At 55.4% G+C, this 14,509-nt stretch carries 17 protein-coding genes and 1 pseudogene; 13 read left to right on the forward strand and 5 right to left on the reverse strand.

The window, feature by feature from the left end:
- Positions 1–22 precede the first annotated feature (22 nt).
- The 6 genes and pseudogenes from GEAM_RS15350 (at position 23) to ruvX (ending at position 4,324) form a co-directional block, all read left to right on the forward strand.
- Positions 23–538, forward strand: a complete 516-nt coding sequence (locus tag GEAM_RS15350; RefSeq protein WP_034793081.1) for a SprT family zinc-dependent metalloprotease — start codon at positions 23–25, stop codon at positions 536–538.
- 113 nt (positions 539–651) lie between these two features.
- On the forward strand, positions 652–1,356 hold the full coding sequence (gene endA / locus GEAM_RS15355; RefSeq protein ID WP_034793084.1) for a deoxyribonuclease I: 705 nt from the start codon (positions 652–654) through the stop codon (positions 1,354–1,356).
- Between the two features lie 45 nt (positions 1,357–1,401).
- Entirely contained in the window at positions 1,402–2,133 is a 732-nt protein-coding gene (gene rsmE, locus GEAM_RS15360; RefSeq protein ID WP_034793087.1) for a 16S rRNA (uracil(1498)-N(3))-methyltransferase, read from the forward strand.
- Positions 2,134–2,271: 138 nt separating this feature from the next.
- Positions 2,272–3,223, forward strand: a pseudogene (gene gshB / locus GEAM_RS15365) (glutathione synthase).
- 97 nt (positions 3,224–3,320) lie between these two features.
- Positions 3,321–3,884, forward strand: a complete 564-nt coding sequence (locus tag GEAM_RS15370; RefSeq protein ID WP_034793091.1) for a YqgE/AlgH family protein — start codon at positions 3,321–3,323, stop codon at positions 3,882–3,884.
- Positions 3,884–4,324 (forward strand): Holliday junction resolvase RuvX, encoded by a 441-nt coding sequence (gene ruvX, locus GEAM_RS15375; protein ID WP_034793092.1) that lies wholly within the window; start codon positions 3,884–3,886, stop codon positions 4,322–4,324. Before GEAM_RS15370 ends, ruvX begins: the two co-directional genes overlap by 1 nt.
- Here ruvX and GEAM_RS15380 read toward each other — a convergent pair.
- Complete coding sequence (locus tag GEAM_RS15380) at positions 4,269–5,309, reverse strand: type IV pilus twitching motility protein PilT (RefSeq protein WP_034793095.1); 1,041 nt, start codon at positions 5,307–5,309, stop codon at positions 4,269–4,271. The two genes, ruvX and GEAM_RS15380, sit on opposite strands and share 56 nt — an antisense overlap.
- Positions 5,310–5,330: 21 nt before the next feature.
- Between GEAM_RS15380 and GEAM_RS15385 the strand changes: the two genes are divergently transcribed.
- The 7 genes from GEAM_RS15385 to GEAM_RS15415 all read left to right on the forward strand — a co-directional run bounded on the left by GEAM_RS15385 (position 5,331) and on the right by GEAM_RS15415 (position 11,414).
- Positions 5,331–6,041, forward strand: coding sequence for a YggS family pyridoxal phosphate-dependent enzyme (locus GEAM_RS15385; RefSeq protein WP_034793098.1), 711 nt, complete (start codon positions 5,331–5,333; stop codon positions 6,039–6,041).
- A gap of 55 nt (positions 6,042–6,096) precedes the next feature.
- Positions 6,097–6,918 (forward strand): pyrroline-5-carboxylate reductase, encoded by an 822-nt coding sequence (gene proC / locus GEAM_RS15390; protein ID WP_034793101.1) that lies wholly within the window; start codon positions 6,097–6,099, stop codon positions 6,916–6,918.
- A gap of 86 nt (positions 6,919–7,004) precedes the next feature.
- Positions 7,005–7,559: a YggT family protein gene (locus tag GEAM_RS15395; protein WP_034793103.1), complete on the forward strand. Its 555-nt coding sequence runs from the start codon at positions 7,005–7,007 to the stop codon at positions 7,557–7,559.
- Positions 7,544–7,849, forward strand: a complete 306-nt coding sequence (gene yggU, locus GEAM_RS15400) for a DUF167 family protein YggU (RefSeq protein WP_034793106.1) — start codon at positions 7,544–7,546, stop codon at positions 7,847–7,849. The genes GEAM_RS15395 and yggU overlap by 16 nt, the downstream gene beginning before the upstream one ends.
- Positions 7,850–7,926: 77 nt before the next feature.
- Positions 7,927–8,535, forward strand: coding sequence for an RdgB/HAM1 family non-canonical purine NTP pyrophosphatase (gene rdgB / locus GEAM_RS15405; protein WP_034793107.1), 609 nt, complete (start codon positions 7,927–7,929; stop codon positions 8,533–8,535).
- The gene (gene hemW / locus GEAM_RS15410; RefSeq protein WP_034793108.1) at positions 8,528–9,664 is read left to right on the forward strand and encodes a radical SAM family heme chaperone HemW; all 1,137 of its coding nucleotides are present in this window, start codon (positions 8,528–8,530) and stop codon (positions 9,662–9,664) included. Before rdgB ends, hemW begins: the two co-directional genes overlap by 8 nt.
- 124 nt (positions 9,665–9,788) lie before the next feature.
- Positions 9,789–11,414, forward strand: a complete 1,626-nt coding sequence (locus tag GEAM_RS15415; protein WP_034793111.1) for an FMN-binding glutamate synthase family protein — start codon at positions 9,789–9,791, stop codon at positions 11,412–11,414.
- Positions 11,415–11,543: 129 nt separating this feature from the next.
- On the opposite strand, the gene GEAM_RS15420 is transcribed toward GEAM_RS15415, so the two are convergent.
- The 4 genes from GEAM_RS15420 to trmB form a co-directional block, all read right to left on the reverse strand.
- Entirely contained in the window at positions 11,544–12,272 is a 729-nt protein-coding gene (locus GEAM_RS15420) for a YggN family protein (RefSeq protein ID WP_034793114.1), read from the reverse strand.
- A 26-nt stretch (positions 12,273–12,298) separates the two neighbouring features.
- Complete coding sequence (glsB, locus tag GEAM_RS15425; RefSeq protein ID WP_034793119.1) at positions 12,299–13,225, reverse strand: glutaminase B; 927 nt, start codon at positions 13,223–13,225, stop codon at positions 12,299–12,301.
- A 124-nt stretch (positions 13,226–13,349) separates the two neighbouring features.
- Positions 13,350–13,676, reverse strand: a complete 327-nt coding sequence (locus tag GEAM_RS15430) for a YggL family protein (RefSeq protein WP_034793122.1) — start codon at positions 13,674–13,676, stop codon at positions 13,350–13,352.
- A complete protein-coding gene (trmB, locus tag GEAM_RS15435; protein ID WP_034793125.1) occupies positions 13,676–14,395 on the reverse strand; it encodes a tRNA (guanosine(46)-N7)-methyltransferase TrmB in 720 nt (239 codons plus the stop codon). The genes GEAM_RS15430 and trmB overlap by 1 nt, the downstream gene beginning before the upstream one ends.
- Between the last annotated feature and the right edge of the window lie 114 nt (positions 14,396–14,509).

A 14,509-nucleotide genomic window follows, 5' to 3' on the forward strand; every position in this document is an offset into this window, starting at 1 on the left:
GCCGCGATTTATTCTTCGCCTGATGAAAAGCCCACGCCTCCCAATCGCCCTGCAACAGGCCGTCATGCGCTGCCTGCGGGAAAAACTCCAGCTCGCAAATGCCTATTTCGGTACTGACTATTCAGAGCCGGAAATCAGCTATCAACAGCGCGGCACCAGCGCGGGAAGCGCCTACCTGCAACACTGGCAAATCCGCCTCAACCCGATATTGCTGATCGAAAACCAGCAGCCCTTTGTCGATGAAGTGGTGCCACACGAATTGGCGCACCTGTTGGTTTACCGACGCTTTGGACGCGCCGCCGCGCCCCACGGCAAAGAGTGGCGCTGGATGATGGAGCAGGTGCTCGGCGTTTCTGCCAGCCGCACCCACAAGTTCGAAACCGCCTCGGTTCAAAGCAAAACCTACCCTTACCTCTGCGCCTGTCAGGAGCACCAACTGACGGTCCGACGCCACAACCGCGTCATGCGTAAAGAGGCGGAATATCGCTGCCGCCACTGCGGCGAACTGTTACGATTTCACGTCAAAGGAACGGGTTAATCGTTTGATTATTAAACAATAAAATCAGCATTTCCTGATTGTCAGCCCCGCCAGCTTTGGGTACCCTGCCCGCCTTTCGCATCAGATTGCTTCACACCAGGTTAATTAGAAATATGTCTCGCAAACTCATTGCCTCACTGGGGCTCGTCGCCCTATTCCTCCCTTTTCTCGCCGCCAGCAAGGGCATCAACAACTTCAGTCAGGCAAAGGCCGAGGCGGTAAAAATCAATCAGGGCGCGCCCACTTTTTACTGCGGCTGCGATATCAGTTGGCAAGGTAAGAAAGGTACGCCAGACCTGAAATCCTGCGGTTATCAGCCACGCAAGAATCAGTCTCGCGCCGAACGCATTGAATGGGAGCATGTGATGCCCGCGTGGCAATTCGGCCACTTACGCCAGTGCTGGCAGGACGGCGGGCGCAAAAGCTGCGCCAAAGACGCGGGCTATCGCCAAATCGAAACCGACCTGCATAACCTGCAACCGGCAATTGGCGAAGTGAATGGTGACCGCAATAACTTTATGTACAGCCAGTGGAACGGTGGCGAAGGCCAATACGGTCGCTGCGAGATGAAGGTGGATTTCAAAGCCAAGGCCGCCGAGCCGCCAGCCCGCGCCCGTGGTGCCATTGCCCGCACCTATTTTTATATGCGCGACCGATACCAGCTCAACTTATCGCGCCAGCAGACTCAGCTATTTACCGCGTGGAACAAGCAGTATCCGGTGACCTCGTGGGAATGCTTGCGCGATAATCGCATTGCACAAGTACAGGGAAATCATAATCCTTACGTGCAGCAGGCTTGCATGCAGCAAAAGGGCTAACCTAAGATACCCACTTACCGAAGACTTTAAGGACAGCAGCCCGACATGCGCATACCTCGCATTTTTCACCCGCAACCTATTATCGACCACAGCGACATTGCGCTTAGCGAAGATGCGGCAAACCACACTGGCCGCGTATTGCGTATGCAGCCGGGGCAGAATATCCAGCTGTTCGATGGCAGCAACCAGACCTTTGAAGCCACGATCACCCACGTCGATAAGAAGAGCGTTCGCGTGAGCGTCGGGGCGGGCGTGCTGGCCGATAATGAATCTCCGCTGAATTTACATCTCGGGCAGGTCATCTCGCGCGGCGAAAAGATGGAGTTCACCATTCAGAAATCTATCGAGCTGGGCGTGAACACCATCACTCCGCTGTTTTCAGAGCGTTGTGGCGTTAAACTCGACGGCGAGCGGCTGGAGAAAAAACTCCAGCAGTGGCAGAAAATTGCCATCGCGGCCTGCGAGCAGTGTGGCCGCAACCGTATTCCAGAAATTCGCGAAGCCATGCAGCTAGAAGCCTGGTGCGCCGAGCAGGACAACAGCCTGAAGCTCAATCTGCACCCGCGCGCCAGCCACAGCATCAATACGCTGCCGCTGCCGGTGGATAATGTCCGCCTGCTGATTGGCCCTGAGGGCGGTTTGTCCGCCGAAGAGATAGCCATGACCGGCGGCTACGGATTCACAGATATCTTGCTCGGGCCGCGCGTGCTGCGCACGGAAACCACGGCGCTGACCGCAATCACCGCTTTGCAAGTTCGCTTCGGCGACTTAGGTTAAGCAAGGTCTATGCGCTTGAAGCATCAGGGGCATAGACAAAATCGCTAAGTTCGGGCTTCATCACTGTCCTATTACGCAAAAAATCGCAGCCAGATTAAATGGCAAGTCACACAGACCCAAACGTGTCGGAGAATACCCATGATCAAGCTTGGCATCGTAATGGACCCAATTTCGTCCATTAATATCAAAAAAAGACACCAGCTTCGGCATGCTGCTGGAAGCACAAAGTCGCGGTTATGAACTGCACTATATGGAGATGGACTCTCTGTATCTGCGCGGCGGTGAAGGACGTGCTCTGACCCGTAAACTGAGCGTCAAGCAGGACTACGACAGCTGGTATGAGTTCGGCTCCGAGCAGGATATCGCACTGCAAGATCTGGACGTGATCCTGATGCGTAAAGATCCGCCGTTTGATACCGAATTCATCTACGCCACTTACATCCTTGAGCGCGCAGAAGAGAAAGGCACGCTTATCGTTAACAAGCCGCAGAGCCTGCGCGACTGTAACGAGAAGCTGTTCACCGCGTGGTTCCCAGAACTGACGCCAGACACGCTGGTGACCCGCAATGCGGCACAGCTTAAAGCTTTCCATAAAGAGCACACTGATGTGATCCTCAAGCCGCTGGACGGCATGGGCGGCGCGTCAATCTTCCGTCTGAAACCAGAAGACGCCAACGTCTCGGTTATCATTGAAACCCTGACCGAACACGGCAGCCGCTTCTGCATGGCGCAAAACTACCTGCCTGCTATCAAAGACGGTGACAAGCGCGTTCTGGTGGTCGACGGCGAACCTGTTCCTTACTGTCTGGCGCGTATCCCGGCTCAGGGCGAAACCCGTGGTAACTTGGCCGCCGGTGGCCGTGGCGAAGCTCGCCCGTTAAGCGAAAGCGATTGGGCTATTGCTCGCAAAGTCGCACCAATCCTGAAAGAGAAAGGCCTGATTTTCGTCGGTCTGGACATCATTGGTGACCGCCTGACTGAAATTAACGTGACCAGCCCAACCTGCGCCCGTGAAATTGAAGCCGCATTCCCGATTTCTGTTACCGGGATGCTGATGGACGCTATCGAAAAGCGTTTAGCAAATCGCTAATTTCAGCCATTCTGCTTTAATGTCATAAATGTCCTGCCTAAGCCATGGCGTACTCCTACGCCATGGCGCTTATTTTTAAGGTTAAATCTTACATACCATGAACTTACAACATCACTTCCTTATTGCCATGCCCGGACTGGATGAACCCACGTTCAAGCGTTCGGTCGTTTATGTTTGCGAACATAACGAAGACGGCGCAATGGGTCTGGTGATTAATAAACTGGTGGAAGATTTCACCGTAGAAAACGTACTCGATAAATTAGAGATCACGCCTTCGCCGCGCGATCCCGCCATTCGCCTTGACCGCCCGGTGTTTTCCGGCGGCCCGCTGGCTGACGATCGCGGTTTTATTCTGCACACGCCGCGCGCCGGATTTGGCTCCAGCATTCAGATTTCCGACACCACCATGATCACCACCTCGAAAGACGTACTTGAGACACTGGGTACGCCTGAACAGCCGAAAGACGTGTTAGTGGCTCTGGGCTACGCCGCGTGGGAACAAGGCCAGCTGGAGAAAGAGCTGCTGGACAACGCATGGCTGACCATCGAAGCCAACAGCGACATCCTGTTCCGCACGCCGATTGCCGAGCGCTGGCGCGAAGCGGCGAAGATGATTGGCATTGACGTCAGCCAGCTCGCCACCCACGCAGGTCACGCATAATGGCTAACCGCACGGTTTTCGCTTTCGATTTCGGCACCAAAAGTATCGGGCTGGCCATCGGTCAGGAAGTTACGGGCACTGCTCGCCCACTGACCTCCTTCAAAGCCCAAGACGGCACCCCGGACTGGCAGAAAATTGAGAAGCTGCTGAAAGAGTGGCTGCCCGATCTGGTGGTGGTTGGCCTGCCACTCAATATGGACGGCACCGAGCAGCCTCTTACCGCCCGCGCCCGCAAGTTCGCCAATCGCCTGCATGGCCGTTTTGGCGTTCAGGTTGAGTTGCATGACGAACGCCTGAGCACCGTCGAAGCCCGCGCAGACCTGTTCGATCGCGGCGGATTCCGTGCTTTAGACAAAGGCAGCGTGGACGCCGCGTCCGCCGTCATCATTCTGGAAAGCTGGTTTGAGAAGCAGTGGAGTCAACCGGCGGCGGAGCAATAAGCCCGCTAGCCACGCGCTGTGAGCGACTCTGCTCGAAGGTTTGCATTCCGGCCTTACCGCCGGTTTGCAAAATATCTGCCAGCTGATGCGTCTTCCCCTCACGAATTAAATTGCCCACGGCGGGCGTTGAAGTCAGCACTTCAAACAGCGCCACCCTCTCTCCCTGAGTTCCGGCTACCAGCTTTTGCGCGATAATCCCGCGCAGGCTGCCTGCCAGCTGAGTTCTGACAAAATTTTTCTCTTCCGCCGGAAAGACATCCACCAGCCGATCCACCGCCTGAGTGGCGTTGCGGGTGTGCAGCGTTGCTAGCACTAAGTGGCCGGTTTCGGCGGCGGTCAGGGCCAAACGGATGGTTTCTGCGTCGCGTAATTCGCCCAGCAGCAGCACGTCCGGGTCCTCACGCAGCGCGCCGCGTATCGCCTCGATAAAGGATCGCGTATGGCGGCCCAGCTCGCGCTGCTGGATCAGGCAACGCTTGCTGTGGTGAACAAACTCAATTGGGTCCTCCAGCGTGATGATGTGCCGCGCCCGGCTTCGATTAAGGTAGTCAATCATCGCCGCAAGGGTGGTGGACTTACCGCTGCCGGTAGCGCCAGTGACCAGTATCAGCCCGTCCTCTTGGGTCGCCAGCTCGGCCAATACCTCCGGCACGTGTAGCTGCTCCAGCTGCGGGCACTTGTCCGGCACTCGGCGCAGCGCGGCTGACAGGCCATGAAGTTGTTTGAAGAAATTCACCCTGATGCGCTGGCCCGTGCCCAGAGTAATGGCGCAATCGGCCTGCCCTTCCCGCTGCAACTCCTCCAACTGTTGGGGTTCCAGCCAGATGTCACTCAGCCAGCGCATGTTTTCGGCACTTATTTTGGGCGCCCCCTGCAACGGCCGTAATTCTCCCTGCGTGCGTAACATCGGTTGATGTCCGGCGCAGAGGTGCAGATCTGACGCATTTTGCTTTACACTACGCTCCACAAATCCATTGATATCCACTTTAAAACCTCCTGAGTCACTATGAGCCTTAGTCAGCACAACGCTATTGGGAAGAACCTACAGGATGTCCGTGAGAAAATCGCAGCCGCTGCACAGCGCTGCGAGCGGCCTCTGGAAGAAATTACGCTGCTTGCAGTCAGCAAAACTAAACCTGCGAGCGACGTCGAAAAAGCCATTGAAGCCGGGCAGTTGGCCTTCGGTGAAAACTACGTTCAAGAAGGCGTGGAGAAGATTGCGCACTTTGCCGGGCACCAGCCTGCTTTGACGTGGCACTTTATCGGCCCGCTGCAATCCAATAAAAGCCGTCTGGTAGCGGAGAATTTCGACTGGTGCCATACCGTCGATCGCCTGAAGATCGCCCAGCGACTGAATGAGCAGCGTCCGGCAGGCTTAGCGCCGCTTAACGTATTGATTCAAGTTAATATTAGCGATGAAGCCAGCAAGTCAGGCATTGCGCTGAGTGACATCGACGCCTTAGCTGAACAGATAAGCCAGATGCCCAATCTTGTTTTGCGCGGCTTAATGGCGATTCCGGCCGTTGAAACCGATTATCAACGTCAGTTGGCGGTGTTCACCCAGATGCGCGAAGCCTTTGACGCCCTACGCCAGCGCTACCCGCAGGCCGACACGCTGTCGATGGGAATGACCGATGACATGCCTGCCGCAATCGCTGCTGGCAGCACTATGGTGCGAATCGGTACCGCAATATTTGGTGCGCGTGACTACGCTTAGTCACATTCATCCCCATATCCTATAAAAATCCAGCATCAAGCTAGCAAGGAGCCTCATGCAACATCGCAAACTCTGTTTTATCGGCGCCGGTAACATGGCAGGTGCCATCATTTCTGGCCTGATTGAAAGCGGCTACCCGGCAAACTTAATCAGCGTGTGCGCCCCTTCGGGCAAAAACCGCGACCCGCTGGCGGAAAAATATGGCGTGAAAAGCAGCGACGACAATATTGGCTGCGCCAAAGAAGCCGACGTTGTGGTGCTGGCCGTCAAACCACAGCTGATGGCAGATGTATGTAAAACACTGCAAAAGGACGTGGATTTTAGCGGGAAACTGGTACTGTCAATCGCCGCAGGCGTGAAGGTCGCGCGCTTCAAGGAGTTGCTTGGCGACAATCTGAATATCGTGCGCATCATGCCAAATACTCCGTCGCTGGTCGGTCAGGGTATGAGTGGTTTGTATGCGCCAGAGGAAGTGGGCCAGCAGGATCGCGACTATACCAGCGACCTGATGACCGCCGTCGGCAAAGTGTGCTGGGTTGATAGCGAAGACGGCATCAACCACGTTATCGCCGCCGCAGGCAGTGCTCCGGCCTATTTCTTCCTGTTTATGGAAGCGATGCAAGCCGAAGCCGAGCGTTTAGGTTTCAGCACCGACACGGCGCGTATGCTGGTCGAGCAAGCGGCAAGCGGCGCGTCAGCACTGGTGGCCGCCAGCCCGGACACGCCACTGTCCACCCTGCGCGAGAATGTCACCTCCAAAGGCGGCACGACCTTCGAAGCGCTGAAAGTCTTCACCGATCAGAAGTTGCCAGAAATTGTTTCTCAAGCCATGCAAGCTGCCATTAAACGCGCGCAGGAAATGGAAAAACTGTTCTAATTCATCATTCTGAACATATAAAAATATTGATGCCCGAACTCCTGCGAGCCATCTCGCAAGATGCCGGGCAAACACAAGGGTAACGCATGTTAACGCTGACTTTCTTGGTTAAGACCCTGATTGACCTGTATGTCATGGTTTTACTATTACGCATCTGGATGCAGTGGGCGCGGACCGATTTCTACAATCCGTTCTCACAGTTCGTGGTGAAAATCACCCAGCCAATCATTGGGCCGCTGCGTCGCATTATTCCGCCGCTGGGGCCAATCGACAGCGCCTCGCTGCTGCTGGCCTTCTTGCTGATGACCATTAAGTACCCGCTGCTGCTATTGATTCAGGGCGGAGGGATTTCACTTAGTCCTTACAACCTGCTGTTTGGCCTGATTGCGCTGGTGAAGTCGGCGGGCTATCTGGTGTTCTGGCTGATTATCATCCGCTCGCTGATGAGCTGGGTCAGTCAGGGCCGTGGGCCGATGGACTACGTGTTGATGCAGTTGACCGAGCCACTAATGTCGCCGATCCGTCGCTTTTTGCCTGCGATGGGTGGTATCGACTTCTCAGCAATGGTGGTGATCCTTATCCTCTATATGCTGAATTATCTCGGCATGGATCTACTGGGTGAGCTGTGGTTCCTGCTCTAAACCCGGTTTGCTGGCAGGCCGACGCACTGGTTTTACGGTTGGTTATTCAGCCGAAAGCCAGCCGCGACGGCCTGATTGGTTTGCATGGCGACGAGTTCAAAGTCGCCATCACCGCCCCGCCGGTTGATGGTCAAGCGAATACACATCTGGTGAAATACCTCGCCAAACAGTTTAAAGTCGCCAAAAGTCAGGTCAGTATTGAGAAAGGCGAATTGGGCCGCCACAAACAAGTCCGCATTGAAAATCCGCAACAGATACCGACCGAAGTCGCGACGTTGCTCGCAAAATAATCGTTAACTCTCAGGACAATAAAGCCGGACTGAGGCCCGCAAAGGGCAAGTAAGTCGCTTCATCAGGATAAAATCTCATGCAAAAAGTAGTCTTAGCGACCGGCAACCCCGGCAAAGTGCGCGAACTCGCCCACCTGTTAGCTGACTTCGGCCTTGATGTCGTGGCGCAAACCGAGCTTGGCGTGGAGTCAGCCGAAGAGACCGGCCTGACCTTTATCGAAAACGCCATTTTGAAAGCGCGCCACGCTGCAGCCATCACCGGCCTGCCCGCCATCGCCGATGATTCCGGCTTAGCCGTGGACATCTTGGGCGGCGCGCCGGGCATCTACTCCGCGCGCTATGCCGGTTTAGAAGCCAGCGATCAGCAGAATCTCGATAAGCTGCTGGTCACCCTGAAAGACGTGCCGCAGAGCCAGCGCGGTGCCCAGTTCCACTGCGTGCTGGTTTATATGCGCCACGCCGAAGACCCGACGCCAATCGTCTGTCACGGCAGCTGGGACGGCGAAATTCTGTTTGCCGAAGCGGGCAAAGGCGGCTTCGGCTATGACCCTATCTTCCAGGTTCCGGCGCTGGGTAAATCCGCCGCTGAGTTGACCCGTGAAGAGAAAAGCGCGGTATCCCACCGCGGGCAGGCACTGAAATTACTGCTTGCCGCTATGAAAGAGAAAACCCAGAAGAATGCGTAAGTTACCGCCGCTTAGTCTTTACATCCATATCCCGTGGTGCGTGCAGAAATGCCCGTACTGCGATTTCAATTCACACGCGCTGAAAGGTGAAGTGCCGCACGACGATTATGTGGCGCACTTGCTGGCAGACTTGGATGCTGACCTGCATCTGACCGCGGGCCGCGAGGTGAAGACCATTTTTATCGGCGGCGGAACCCCAAGTTTGCTCAGTGCGCAAGCGATGCAAAACCTGCTCGACGGCGTGCGTGCGCGCCTGCCGTTGGCAGCGGATGCTGAAATCACCATGGAAGCCAACCCCGGCACGGTGGAAGCAGACCGCTTCAGCGGCTACCAGCGCGCTGGTGTCAATCGCATCTCAATTGGTGTGCAAAGCTTTAGTGCGCAAAAGCTGGAACGTCTGGGGCGCATTCACGGCCCTGATGAAGCCAAACGCGCCGCGCATCTGGCGACCGGCCTCGGGCTGCGCAGCTTCAACCTCGACTTAATGCACGGTTTGCCGGACCAGACGCTGGAAGAGGCGCTGGACGATTTGCGTCAGGCGATTGCCCTTAACCCGCCGCACCTCTCTTGGTATCAGCTCACCATCGAGCCTAATACCATGTTCGCTTCACGCCCGCCAAAGCTCCCGGACGACGACGCGCTGTGGGATATCTTCGAGCAGGGCGACCAGTTGCTGACCGCCGCGGGCTATCAGCAATATGAAACCTCGGCCTACGCCAAGCCCGGTTATCAGTGCCAGCACAACCTCAACTATTGGCGTTTTGGCGATTACCTCGGCATTGGCTGTGGCGCACACGGCAAGCTAACTCAGCCCGACGGGCAGATTTTGCGTACCGTGAAAACCAAGCATCCACGGGGTTATATGCAGGGGCGCTACATGGATAAACAGCATCAGGTGGAGACCGTCGAGCTGCCGTTTGAGTTCTTTATGAACCGTTTTCGCCTGCTGGAAGCCGCCCCGCGCGAAGAGTTTGCGATTTATACCGGTTTGGAAGAGTCCACCATTCGCCCGCAGCTGGACGAAGCTATCGCCAAAAATTATCTGCTCGAAACGGATTCTCACTGGCAAATTACCGAGCACGGCAAGCTGTTCCTCAACTCTTTGTTGGAACTGTTTTTGGATGAATAGAAGTTAATTAAATGTAACCAAAAGCAATCTGCCACTAACAATCAAATAACATCCAGCTCCTGTCAGTACTCTGTGGTTAAGCAGTAGACAACTGCATCCGCAAGATAAAACGACAGGAGCTGTCATGAAAGTCTCTCTATTCAGCCGCTACACCTGCTTTACGCTGTGCCTGCTAATCACCCTCGTCAGTCTGTTTTACCTCTCTCGCATTGAAGGCATGTGGATAGTCACCTTGATCTTCGGCGCGCTGAGCCTGCTTGGCTGCTGGGACGTGGTGCAGAAGCGCCACTCGATTTGCCGTAACTATCCGGTGATTGGCCGCATACGCTTTTTGATTGAATTTATTCGCCCCGAGCTGCGCCAGTATTTATTGGAAGAAGATAATGAAGAGCTCCCGTTCTCGCGCACCCAGCGCACGCTGGTCTATCGCCGCGCCAAGAACGAAATGGGCGAGAAGCCTTTTGGCACCTTGCTGGACGTCTACCAAACCGGCTATGAGTGCATCGGCCACTCGATGCAGCCCGTGCCGGTGTCAGACCCCGAAAGCTTCCGCGTCGAGATTGGCGGCCCGGACTGCCAGCAGCCCTACTCCGCCTCGGTATTTAATATCTCCGCCATGAGCTTCGGCGCGCTCTCGGCCAACGCCATTCGCGCTCTGAACAAAGGCGCTTCAATGGGCAATTTCTACCACGATACCGGCGAAGGCAGCATCAGCCGTTACCACCGCGAACACGGAGGCGACCTCGTGTGGGAGCTGGGCAGCGGCTATTTCGGCTGCCGCACCGAGAACGGCGAGTTTGATCCGGTGCAGTTTGCCCGTCAGGCAAAAAGCTCTCAGGTCAAAATGATCGAGATAAAACTGAGTCAGGGCGCCAAACCCGGCCACGGCGGGATCCTACCGGGCAAGAAAGTGGATGCCGAAATCGCCGCAACGCGCGGCGTGCCGCAGGGCGTGGATTGCATCTCTCCGGCTTCTCACAGCGCGTTTAGCAATCCGCGCGAGATGATGCATTTCATCGCCAAGCTGCGCGAGCTCTCCGGCGGCAAACCTGTCGGCTTCAAGCTGTGCATTGGTCACCCGTGGGAATTCGTGGCTATCGCCAAAGCCATGCTAGAAACCAAGATCCTGCCGGACTTTATCGTAGTTGATGGCAAAGAAGGCGGCACCGGCGCGGCACCGCTCGAGCTGTCGAACTATATGGGGATGCCGCTGCGCGAAGGGCTGCTGTTCGTACACAACACCCTGACCGGCTGTAACCTGCGCAATAAAATCAAGATTGGTGCCAGCGGCAAGATGATCAGCGCCTTTGATATCGCCAGCGTCATGGCGCTGGGGGCGGACTGGGTGAACTCGGCGCGCGGCTTTATGTTTGCCGTCGGCTGCATTCAGTCGCAGAGCTGCCACACCAACCGCTGCCCGACCGGCGTCGCCACTCAAGATAGCCTGCGTCAGAAAGCCTTAGTCGTGCCGGACAAGGCCGAGCGGGTTTACCATTTCCACCAAAACACCGTCAAAGCATTGGCCGAGATGCTAGCCGCAGCTGGCGTCAGCCGCCCAGAGCAGCTAACGTCGCACCATATGCTGCGCCGCATCACGTCAACGGAAATCAAGGTCTACGCGGATATCTACTACTATCTGGAACCCGGCGCACTGCTGAAAGATAAGATAGAAAGCGACTTCTACAGCCGCATGTGGCGGATGGCAACATCATCAAGTTTTGATGCACAGCTGATTGCGCTGGCGAGTTGAGAATGGCGCGATTATCAAAATCGCGCCACTATTGCGCCACTTTTACACCTAATCGCGCCACTTCAACCGGGAAAAGTGGCGCGATTGTGGCGCGATTAGCGATAAATTATGGCGCGATTAATGGCGCAATTACTTCAGGCTTGCCAATAAAGTCTTGTGCTGGGTATCGAGCGAAGTAACACGTTTACATACGTCGTCGCCGAAGGTTTTGAAGTCCTGCTCCTGCTTGCTCCACTCATTCTGCACAGCCTGCTGTAAGCCGCCCAGATTGCCCATCACGGCTTGCAGCGGGTTGCCGCCGCTGGTTGCCTGCTTGACGCCCATTTCGTTCAGGCTGTCTTGCATCACGCCGCCCATGCTCTGTTCGAGAATACGACGCCCATCCTCTTTCACCTGATCCACGGCTTTGTAGTGGTAAGTCAGGCCATCGCTGCGGTGCTCGATGATGCGGTTCATCTGCTGCTTCAACTGAGTGTTGAGAGTGGTCAGGCGGTTGCGCACGTTGCTGTCGCTGCCCAGCTTCTCGACGATGACTTTATCCATCGCCACGCGGCCTTTCTCCAGATGCGCGGTGGCACCCTGATCAATCCACGGCAGGTCGCGGCGCAGCGCGGCCTGATAATCAATCGCTTCTTGGCGCTGTTTTGCGCTCAGCGTCGGCTGTTTGCCATTAAGGGTGACATCACCGTTTGGGGTGATCAGCAGGTTGCCGCTGGCACCTACCACCTGCACGGTTTGCGGTTTAATCACCACGTCGTCTTGCGGATTGGCGCTACACTGGTAGTCCGCCTGCGCACTCCATGCGGTCATCGCCAACAGGCCCGCGATGCTCATTTTCAATCCGGTCTTAAATTCCATGTTCTCTCCCTTCCAACAGCAAACAATTAAAAAATCGAACGGCCAATTCGTTGCGCCAGTTTCTCTAAGGCAGCGGTTCCTGCTAAAGAGTTCCCTGCGGCATCAAGTTCGGGTGACCAAACTGCAATACACATCTCGCCAGGGACAATGGCGATGATACCGCCGCCGACCCCAGACTTGCCCGGCATCCCCACGCGATAGGCAAACTCACCTGCCCCGTCGTACATGCCACTGGTGACCATTAACGCATTGATTTGTCTAGCCTGTCTGGCATCAATTAGAGGTTCATCGCTGTCGAGCGGTTGGCCTTTATTCGCCAAATAAGCAAAGGTTCGCGCCAGTTCGACACAGCTCATACGCAGCGCGCAATAATGAAAATAGGTGTGAAGTACGGTGATAACGTCGTTTTCGAAATTACCGAAAGATTTCATTAAATAGGCAATGGCGGCGTTGCGGTCAGAATTGTCGAATTCCGAACGCGCGACGTGACGATCGTAGTTGAGATCTGGCTGTCCGGCCAATTGGCGGACCACTTCGAGCATGCGTTGCTTAGGGGCGGCAAGGCGAGTTTGCAGTAAATCGCACACCACCAGCGCGCCGGGATTGATAAACGGATTGCGCGGCTTGCCCTGCTCTAACTCGAGCTGAACTAAGGAGTTAAACGGCTGGCCCGACGGCTCTTTGCCGACGCGCTGCCAGATTTCACTCTCCTGATAGCGTGTCAGCGCCAGCGTCAGGCTTAATACTTTGGAAATCGACTGAATGGAAAAACGCTCGTTGGCGTCGCCAGCGCTGAACGTCTCTCCAGACGTGGTACAGACCGCAATACCGAGATTGTCAGGATTGACTTCAGCCAGTGCCGGAATGTAATTCGCCACTTTGCCGCGACCAATCAGCGGGCGGACTTGCTCAAGAATATCTTCCAGTAAACGGTTATCTAATTCGGTTGCCAACGTCTCGACTCCAGATATGACAAAGGTGCCCCGAAGGCACCTTTAATAATTCCGTTGTACATTCTGCCAAAAGCATTCGCGCTGCATCAAGACAGCAGAAGCAGCACGAAGGATGACGGCAGAATCAATCCCACCAGATATCGAACAGGTCGGAAACTTCTACATCTTCCATTTTATGGTCTTCCAACCATTTTTTAACCTGTGCGCGGTGCTCGTCGGTGCAGTGACCGATTTCCTGCAGGCAGATCAAACCTTCCCACTGCAGGTAGCCGCTGCCGTCAAACGCCAGCTTGTTTGGCTCGATAACACCGTCGATGAACGCATCAAGCTGCTCATCGATAGTTTCGACCGGGGTGCCTTCCGCGAAACGCCATTTTACTGAGAAGCCCAGTTCCTGGAACTCGGCAATGTGTAACTTTTTACGTAAACGACGACTACGATTCGTGGCCATTATTGCTTCCTCTCAAACATCAGATCCCATACGCCGTGGCCTAAACGCTGGCCACGCATTTCGAACTTGGTTACCGGGCGCGACTCAGGACGCGGAACATAATTGTTGTCTTGCGACAGGTTTTTCCAGTCTTCAAGGCTGGTCATCACCTCAAGCATATGTTCAGCGTACGGCTCCCAGTCGGTCGCCATGTGGAACACGCCACCGACTTTTAATTTGCTACGCAGCAGCTCAACGAAGGCTGGCTGCACGATACGGCGCTTATTATGACGCGCTTTGTGCCATGGGTCAGGAAAGAATAGCTGCACCATGTCCAGTGAGCCATTCGGGATCATCTTTTCCAGCACTTCTACCGCGTCGTGACACATCACACGCAGGTTGCTGACCCCTTCTTCCTGAGCCGTCATCAAACATGCACCCACACCCGGTGAGTGGACTTCAATGCCAATAAAGTTCTGTTCAGGATTTTGCTGCGCCATGGTGACCAGCGAGGTGCCCATGCCGAAACCGATTTCTAACACGGTTGGCGCGGCGCGGCCAAACAGCGCATCGATATCCAGAGCTTCTGCCTGATACTCAACGCCCATTACCGGCCAGATATTGTCGAGCGCGTGTTGCTGGCCTTTAGTCAGGCGGCCTTGGCGGCGGACAAAACTGCGAATACGGCGCATGGCGCGACCGTTCTCATCGAACTCCGGTGAAATGACGTCGTTTTTCATAGGGCTTTCACTCTATTGGGCAGTGCTCTTTCAGCAGTGCGCGGTTGGGCAACAAATTCAGGAATGGCGCATTATCCAAACCTAGGGGTGATAAGCAAGCGTTGCGGCCAGAAA

Source organism: Ewingella americana ATCC 33852, assembly GCF_000735345.1.
Taxonomy (GTDB): Bacteria; Pseudomonadota; Gammaproteobacteria; order Enterobacterales; family Enterobacteriaceae; genus Ewingella; species Ewingella americana.

Coding starts and splice junctions, on each gene's coding strand:
- ruvX (WP_034793092.1), top strand. CDS start 3,884: ATGGCTAACCGCACGGTTTTCGCTTTCGATTTCGGCACCAAAAGTATC.
- proC (WP_034793101.1), top strand. CDS start 6,097: ATGCAACATCGCAAACTCTGTTTTATCGGCGCCGGTAACATGGCAGGT.
- trmB (WP_034793125.1), bottom strand. CDS start 14,395: ATGAAAAACGACGTCATTTCACCGGAGTTCGATGAGAACGGTCGCGCC.
- GEAM_RS15370 (WP_034793091.1), top strand. CDS start 3,321: ATGAACTTACAACATCACTTCCTTATTGCCATGCCCGGACTGGATGAA.
- GEAM_RS15395 (WP_034793103.1), top strand. CDS start 7,005: ATGTTAACGCTGACTTTCTTGGTTAAGACCCTGATTGACCTGTATGTC.
- rdgB (WP_034793107.1), top strand. CDS start 7,927: ATGCAAAAAGTAGTCTTAGCGACCGGCAACCCCGGCAAAGTGCGCGAA.
- hemW (WP_034793108.1), top strand. CDS start 8,528: ATGCGTAAGTTACCGCCGCTTAGTCTTTACATCCATATCCCGTGGTGC.
- GEAM_RS15415 (WP_034793111.1), top strand. CDS start 9,789: ATGAAAGTCTCTCTATTCAGCCGCTACACCTGCTTTACGCTGTGCCTG.
- GEAM_RS15385 (WP_034793098.1), top strand. CDS start 5,331: ATGAGCCTTAGTCAGCACAACGCTATTGGGAAGAACCTACAGGATGTC.
- GEAM_RS15430 (WP_034793122.1), bottom strand. CDS start 13,676: ATGGCCACGAATCGTAGTCGTCGTTTACGTAAAAAGTTACACATTGCC.
- GEAM_RS15350 (WP_034793081.1), top strand. CDS start 23: ATGAAAAGCCCACGCCTCCCAATCGCCCTGCAACAGGCCGTCATGCGC.
- rsmE (WP_034793087.1), top strand. CDS start 1,402: ATGCGCATACCTCGCATTTTTCACCCGCAACCTATTATCGACCACAGC.
- GEAM_RS15420 (WP_034793114.1), bottom strand. CDS start 12,272: ATGGAATTTAAGACCGGATTGAAAATGAGCATCGCGGGCCTGTTGGCG.
- endA (WP_034793084.1), top strand. CDS start 652: ATGTCTCGCAAACTCATTGCCTCACTGGGGCTCGTCGCCCTATTCCTC.